The following is a 6,359-nucleotide window of genomic DNA, read 5'->3' on the forward strand; positions in this document are numbered from 1 at the left end:
CGGTCCCGTTCAGTGCCGGTTTCGCCCGCCGGTGCCGCGCCAGCCGGAGACCGAGAGGTCGAACTTGGCAACCAGCCGGTCGGTGAACGGGCCGGTGCCGAGCCGCGCGAGGCGCACGGGCCGGTCGCTGCGCCGGACCTCGATGCGTGCGCCCTGCGGCACGTCGAACGAACGCCGCCCGTCACACCACAGCACCGCCTGGGCATCGGTGGTGTCGCGCAGGTCGATCGCGATGTGTACGTCGTGACTGAGGACCAGCGGCCGGGCGAAGAGTGCGTGCGCCGAGATCGGCACCACCAGGGTGGCGGGGACGCCGGGCCAGACGATCGGACCGCCCGCCGAGAAGGCGTATGCCGTCGAACCCGTCGGTGTCGCCATCACCACGCCGTCGCAACCCCACGTGGACAACGGGCGCCCGTCGATCGCGAGTGTCACCTCGAGCATGCGTTCCCGGGCCGCCTTCTCGACGGATGCCTCGTTGAGGGCCCAGTTGGTCCACAGCGACTCGCCGGCCAGCGACGCCTCGACCTCCAGCGTCTCGCGTTCCTCGACGGTCCAGTCGCGGTGGACGATCTTGTGCACCGTGTGCTGGATGTCGTCCCGCTCGGCCTCGGCCAGGAACCCGACATGCCCGAGATTGATCCCGAGCAGCGGCACACCGCTCTCCCGGACGATCTCGGCGCCGCGCAGGATGGTGCCGTCGCCGCCGAGGACCACCGCGACCTCGGCGCCGTCCTGCTGCGGCTCGTGGTAGCCGGTCACGCCCGGCTCGCCCAGGACGCCGAAGGCTCGCAGTTCGTCGGTCTGGCCGATGACCTCGATGTCGTTCGCGGTGAGCCCGTGCACGAGCTCCGCCGCGACGTCGAGTGCTTCCGGGCGGCCGGGGTGCCCGACCAGCAGGACACGACGCGTCATACCTGCGTGTCCTTCAGCTCGTCGCTCCGCAGTTGCTCCAGCACCGTCTGCACGTCCACGTCAGTCATCCTGCCTCCCGGCGTATGCCGCGCCCACAGCAGGTACTCGCGATTGCCGGTGCCGCCGGCGATCGGGCTCGCCGTCAGGCCGTGCGGGTGCAGCCCGACCTGCGGCACCAGCGCCAGCACATCGCGCAGTACGCGGTGGCGTTCGTGGGGTGACGACACGACACCGGTCCGGGCCAGTCGCTCCCGGCCGACCTCGAACTGTGGCTTGACCAGGGTGATCAGGTCGCCGCCGGCAGCGGTGAGTGCCGCCAGCCGGTCGAGGACCAGGCGCAGGGAGATGAAGCTGAGGTCGGCGACGACGATGTCGGCCGGTCCACCGAGATCGTCGGGCTGTATGTCGCGCACGTTGACGCCCGAGCGCTCGACGACGCGCGCATCGCTGCGGACGGGCTCCGCGAGCTGGCCATGACCGACGTCGAGCGCGACGACCTCGCGCGCGCCGTGGTGCAGCAGCACCTGGGTGAAGCCACCGGTCGAGGCGCCCACGTCGATGCAGCGCGCCCCATCCACCGATACCGGGAAGTGTTCGAGCGCACCGATCAATTTGTATGCCGCCCGGCCCACCCACGGCTGCACCTCGCCCACAACGGCCAACTCGGCCGGATCGACCGGTGCGGCGGGCTTGGTCACCGGTCGACCGGCCACCGTCACCTGGCCGGCCTCGATCAGCTCGCGCGCAACCGCGCGTGATCGAGCCAGACCGCGCTCGACAAGGGCTGCGTCGGCTCGCACGCAGTCAGCCCGACAGGTCCGAAAGACGTTGCTGCAGTTGGCGATGCACCGCCGTCACGTCGGCAAGATGTGCATCCAGCGCACCCGGGTCGGGTAGGTCGATGCCGGTGGCCGAGACACTGTCCGGGCCTTCGTCAGCGTAATCGTCAGCGTGATCATCAGCGTGCTCGTCATGACCGGCCTGCCGGTGGTGCTCGCTGGGATCTGGCAGTTGTGCGAGCGCACGATCGACCTGCGGATCACCGGTACCGGCGAAGCGGGACGTTGCGCCGGCGTCAGCGTCCGATTCAGCGGCGCCCGGTGGGGTGCCGCCCGCTGCGGCGCTGTCCTGGGCTGGAGCGGCTTGGGCAGGAGCCGCCGGCCGCGCGAACATCTGCGGAGACGGCGCCGCCGGGGTCGGGGTGGGGGCCGTCGGGTTCTGCTCCGCGTCGTCACTCACGTCCGCCATTATTGCGTGCGCGCTGCGGCCTTCTTGGTAGCGGTCTTCTTGGCGGCAGTCTTCTTCGCGGTGGTTGTCCTGGTGGCGGCCTTCTTCGCGGCCGTTTTCTTCGCACTCGCGGCAGCTGCCTTCTTGGCTGTCTTCCTGGTCGCCTTGGCGGCAGTCGCCTGCGTCGTTCTGGACGCACCGCTGTCAGCGCGCGGGGCAGATGCATCGCCGGCCGCCGATGGGGCCTTGGCCATCCCGGCACGCAGCGCCGCCACTTCGGCTTCCAGCGTCTCGATCTTGCGCTGCGCGCTCTCCAGGTCGCTCCCCCGCGCCAACCCGAGGACGACCAATCGGCGATCCAGTTCGGTGCGGACCAGCTCGGTGACCATGGCCTGATTCGCCGTTGCCGCCTCGATCAATTCCTCAGCGAGCTGGCCGGCGCGCGCGGACGTCTCGCCGACCCCGGGTAGCTCCAGCAGTGTTCCCGCTGCCTCGAGTGCCTTCGCGCGAGTCACCTCGCCGGCACCGGTCAGCAACTGCAGGGCTGTTCGGACGCTGTTGATCGCCATGTCGCCGTCTCCTCGGGAAATCGGGTCGCTCAACCACCGCAGCGGTGGCCCGACGTGATCGTCACGTCTTCGGGCAGGCTACTGCGGCTCAGGCAGCGCGGCTACGGCTTCGGCATCGGTGATGAGTCCTTGATCCAAGGCCTGCCACAGAACGGGCAGTGCGAGGCGGAGCTTCGCGACCCACGCAAGATCGGCGTCCGCAGCCCCGCCGGCCTCGAACGACACCCGTGCCGAGTTCCCTTGCCCGACCAGGGTTCCGGCCCATCCCGCCGCCATCCAACGGCCGTTCCCCGCAGGTGCCGGCTCGGCGTACGCCTCGTCCAACACACGCAGGTCCACCCCGATGAATCGAGGCCGCATGCCCCGCGGTGCACGGACCAGATCGGCCGGGCCATGCACTCCCGTGAGTACGTGCAACGCGTCCATCCCTGCGGCGTGCGCGCCCGCTGTATCGGTCTCCAAGCGGTCGCCGATGCCCAGCGTCGAGTCCGGGCCCGTGCCCAGCGCTTCGGCCGCCAGCTCGTAGAGCATCGGGCCGGGCTTGCCGACCACCGTGGGCTCGATGCCGACAGCGAGCTGCACCGCAGCGACCAACGAGCCGTTCCCGGGTGCCACTCCGCGATCGGTCGGCAGCGTCAGGTCGTTGTTGGTCGCCACCCAGCGCGCTCCGCCCTGGATCGCGTATGCAGCCTCACCCAGCTCCGCGGCGGTCACCCCGGCGCCGTACCCCTGCAGCACCGCTTCCACGGGGGTCTTCGCGGCATCGGCGGCCGCGACCGGGCGCAGCCCCGCCGCTTCCAGCGCCTCGGTCACGCCCGGGCCACCGATCGCCAACACTGCGGCACCGGCCGGCAGCTGATGCGCAAGATGACCGGCGCCGGCCATCGAACTCGTCAGCACATCGGCATCGTCGAGCCGCACACCGAAGCCGCGCAACGATTCCGCGACGATGGCGGGCGGACGCGACGCATTGTTCGTTGCATAGACCACCCGCGAGCCGTTGTGCTGTGCCTTGGTGAGCTCGTCCACTGCGTGCGGGACCGGCTGCGCGCCGCGATAGACGACACCGTCAAGATCGCACACCAGACCGGGATAGGCGGCTGCCAGCGTGCGTCCGACGCGGCTCGCCCCTGACCGGTCCGCCGTCCGGTCGCTCTGCCCATGGCCCAGGGGCCCCTGCGTTTCAGTCGTCTGTGGCACGGGTCCATCTTGCCCGTGCCGCCGCTGCCATGGGCCAGTGGGACGTTCAGGCCGCTCGCTTGACCACTCGCAGCTTGCTGGCCTCCACCTCGTAGCGGCTCGCGACTCCTGCGGGCCCGCGCCAGAACCTGCGGCGCAGGGCCCCGGAGACATCGACGACCTCGGAACCTGCGCACGACAACGCTCGACGGCGAGCGTCTGCCGACCAGCAGGCGATGTCGATGGTGTCCACCGTTGGTGATCGGGAGTCACCGCCCGGCGACTTCGCGCGCGTTCCGGCCGGCCGGTCGACGACGATTCGAAGTTGCACGACTTCCGCTCCGCTCGGCAGATGCTTGAGCACCGGCGGTGCGCTGAGCCGACCGACGAGATGCACCTCGTTGACGGCGGGTGCCGTCGTCCTGGTGCGCTCGGAACTACCGGCGGATCGGGAAGGCTGTGACGTTTTGGCCTGAGCGGTCATCGCTTCTCCTCATGAATGCGAACGTGTGTTCCCATCCAGACTGCGATGCATCAACCCTGCGGCCCAGTCACCGCCCCCTCAGTTGTGGACCGAAAAGGTCGCCCGAGGGGGATGTGGATATCCGCGTCAGGCCTTGTCGCTCTCGGTGCCATCGACGAACTCCGGTGCCACGGAACTCTCGACTGCGCCGCCGTCGACGGCGCCGCTCTGTTCGACCGGTGCAGAGGGCACGCCGGTCGTCGAGAGCCCCGGGCCGTCACTCGTCGTGACCGATTCCGCGTCGGGGGCAACCGATTCGTTCCCCGCCTCATCGCCGGTCTCGTTGCCGGTCTCGTCGGCCATCTCGTCATCGTCGAGTGCGTCGATCAACACGAGGCCGTCCAGATCGTCGACCCGCTCGGCCGCGTCGGTCTGTCCGTCGACGTCCGCGTCGATCGCCTTCGCGAACCAGTCACGAGCCTCGCCCTCGGCACCGGCCGCGAGCAAGGCCTCGGCATACGCATAGAAGAGTCGCGCGGCCCAGGGTTGTTTCGAGGCACGCTGCAGTGCCGGTATCCGGAGCACCATCTGCGCGGCCTCCGGCTGGTTCAGGTCGCGTCGAACACCGGACACGACGATCGCCAGTTCGATGTTGTCGGCCTCACCCAGGGACTGCGCCTCCGGCGACGCCGCCAGGTCCAGCGCTCGTTCGTAACGGCCCAGGCCGCGCTCACAATCCACCAGGTACGGAAGCAGGTGGTTCGAGCCGGAAAGCCTCTTGGCAGTACGAAATTCGCGGATGGCGTCGTTGAATTCGCCTCGCCGGTAGTGCACCAGTCCCAGAGCTTCACGCACCGCGGCAACGCGACCGGCACGGCGGGCAGCGTGCTCCGCGTGGGCCAGGGCCAGGTCCGAGTCCTCCTCGAGCAGGGTCGCGGCAGCCACCAGGTGCTTCGCCACTCCTTGCGCGTTCTCCTTGGTCAGCGTGCGCATCTCCCGCCACACGGAACGATCGAGTTCCTTGCCGGTGATCTCCTCGGGCAGCGGTGGTTCGACCCGGGTGTCACGTGTCGACCGCTGCGATGGCGACGTCCGGTCCCACGACCGCGGGCCGCGCTGTTCGCGGTCCTGCCCGCTCGCGCGGTCATCCCGCCTGTCGCCGGGGCCGTTACGTCGGTCGGCACCACGATCGTCCCGAACCCGTCCACGGGCGTCGCCCGGACGACCGGCTCCGCGTCCGCGGTCCGCGAACGATCCACCGGAACGCCCGTCACGGCCGCGATCCTCGCGAGGACCACGACCATAGGTCGGACGGTCCTCCCTGCGTCCACCGCTGCGGCCTCCTACTCCACCATCGCGCCCACCCCGGTCGAACGAGCGCTCACCGCGGTCCTCACGACGAGGGCCGGCATTACGATCGCTGCCCCCGCGGCGGTCACCACCGGATCGGCGCTCTGCAGGACGTCGTTCACCGGCGCGTTGCGAGCTGCCGTCACGACGACGTTCGTCGTTGCGAGCGCTCTCTCGGGGACCGCGGCGCTCCTCCCGGCCGCCGGCAGGCGAATCCGACGCGGGTTCAGGGCGATCCGGTGTGCGCTCCGTACGACCCCGCTCGGAATTGCCGCCGGCTCGCGACCATCGACCGGAGCGGTGGCTGCCGCCATCCTTCTCCGGCACAGCCTCATCGTCATTCGTCACCGCAACGCACCAACTCTCCAGGATTCCGAGCGCGCCGTATGTCGTCGACCTCGCCACCGCGCAAACTCACCGTACGCCGCCCGACCCGAGACGGGAACGCGACGGACCTCGAACGTGACAAAGGGCCGGTCACAAACACTTGAAAGTGCTCGTGACCGACCCTCTGTATTAATGATTGTTCGGCGGTGTCCTACTCTCCCACACCCTACCGAGTGCAGTACCATCGGCGCTGAAGGGCTTAGCTTCCGGGTTCGGGATGTTACCGGGCGTTTCCCACTTCGCTATAACCGCCGTAACCCTGTGAAACA

7 protein-coding genes and 1 rRNA gene are annotated in these 6,359 nt (G+C 69.5%); all 8 read right to left on the reverse strand.

What is annotated here, in order from left to right:
• Nucleotides 1-9 precede the first annotated feature (9 nt).
• The 8 genes from VG502_RS07105 to rrf all read right to left on the reverse strand — a co-directional run bounded on the left by VG502_RS07105 (nt 10) and on the right by rrf (nt 6,346).
• On the reverse strand, nt 10-915 hold the full coding sequence (locus VG502_RS07105; RefSeq protein WP_325549328.1) for an NAD kinase: 906 nt from the start codon (nt 913-915) through the stop codon (nt 10-12).
• Nucleotides 912-1,715: a TlyA family RNA methyltransferase gene (locus tag VG502_RS07110; protein ID WP_325549329.1), complete on the reverse strand. Its 804-nt coding sequence runs from the start codon at nt 1,713-1,715 to the stop codon at nt 912-914. The genes VG502_RS07105 and VG502_RS07110 overlap by 4 nt, the downstream gene beginning before the upstream one ends.
• 4 nt (nt 1,716-1,719) lie before the next feature.
• Nucleotides 1,720-2,154, reverse strand: coding sequence for a hypothetical protein (locus VG502_RS07115; protein ID WP_325549330.1), 435 nt, complete (start codon nt 2,152-2,154; stop codon nt 1,720-1,722).
• 8 nt (nt 2,155-2,162) lie between these two features.
• Nucleotides 2,163-2,711: a hypothetical protein gene (locus VG502_RS07120; RefSeq protein ID WP_325549331.1), complete on the reverse strand. Its 549-nt coding sequence runs from the start codon at nt 2,709-2,711 to the stop codon at nt 2,163-2,165.
• Between the two features lie 78 nt (nt 2,712-2,789).
• On the reverse strand, nt 2,790-3,911 hold the full coding sequence (locus VG502_RS07125; protein ID WP_325549332.1) for an HAD-IIA family hydrolase: 1,122 nt from the start codon (nt 3,909-3,911) through the stop codon (nt 2,790-2,792).
• Nucleotides 3,912-3,957: 46 nt separating this feature from the next.
• Nucleotides 3,958-4,374 (reverse strand): single-stranded DNA-binding protein, encoded by a 417-nt coding sequence (locus tag VG502_RS07130; RefSeq protein WP_325549333.1) that lies wholly within the window; start codon nt 4,372-4,374, stop codon nt 3,958-3,960.
• A 126-nt stretch (nt 4,375-4,500) separates the two neighbouring features.
• Nucleotides 4,501-5,346: a hypothetical protein gene (locus VG502_RS07135; RefSeq protein ID WP_325549334.1), complete on the reverse strand. Its 846-nt coding sequence runs from the start codon at nt 5,344-5,346 to the stop codon at nt 4,501-4,503.
• An 882-nt stretch (nt 5,347-6,228) separates the two neighbouring features.
• Nucleotides 6,229-6,346 (reverse strand): 5S ribosomal RNA (gene rrf, locus VG502_RS07140).
• Nucleotides 6,347-6,359: the final 13 nt, after the last annotated feature.

It is taken from the genome of Flexivirga sp. (assembly GCF_035551235.1).
Classification (GTDB): domain Bacteria; phylum Actinomycetota; class Actinomycetes; order Actinomycetales; family Dermatophilaceae; genus Flexivirga.